At 25.2% G+C, this 560-nt stretch carries 1 protein-coding gene; it reads left to right on the plus strand.

Going from position 1 to position 560, the window contains the following annotated elements; genetic code table 11:
- Positions 1-41 precede the first annotated feature (41 nt).
- Positions 42-413 (plus strand): hypothetical protein, encoded by a 372-nt coding sequence (locus HM985_RS17140; protein ID WP_179377421.1) that lies wholly within the window; start codon positions 42-44, stop codon positions 411-413.
- Positions 414-560: the final 147 nt, after the last annotated feature.

The raw sequence follows: 560 nt of genomic DNA on the forward strand, positions 1-560 counted from the left end.
CGTTGGCAGTAATTTAAAACAAAATCATTCTAATTTAAAAAATGAAATTTATCAAATTTGCAATGCTCCTTTTGACTTTAACTTGTTGCAAGGTAGAAAAAAGAATTATTATATCAATTCCAAATAATTATGAAGGAAATATTGTTATAGAAGAAGACGCAGAATATGTATCCTATTCTGAAAAAACTTTTGAAAATTTTAATGTTTATGAATATAAAACGAATAAGTTTGGGATACTAAAAGTAAAAAACATTTCTATTTTTAAAGATTGGAATAAAGTTTCTTTTGGATTTATTAATGTAACGCCTGTTTATAAAGTAAATGAAAAAACTAAAATAGGCGATTTTATAATTTCAGAACCAATATATTTTGATAATAGAATTGAAGCTATTGTGATTAAAAAAAATAATTGACACATTAAATAAAAAACTACTGCCAACACCGTATATAATTTATTGCTAGTTCTAGCCTACTTACGAAAATCCTCGCGGATTTTATATTCGGTTTTTATTTGCTAAATTACGTGCTAAACCACGCAACAAACCATATACAAACACGTT

The sequence above is a fragment of the Winogradskyella wichelsiae genome, assembly GCF_013403925.1.
Taxonomy (GTDB): Bacteria; Bacteroidota; Bacteroidia; order Flavobacteriales; family Flavobacteriaceae; genus Winogradskyella; species Winogradskyella wichelsiae.

Excerpts from the sequence above, each read along its gene's own strand:
- HM985_RS17140 (WP_179377421.1), top strand. The coding sequence starts at position 42 with ATGAAATTTATCAAATTTGCAATGCTCCTTTTGACTTTAACTTGTTGC.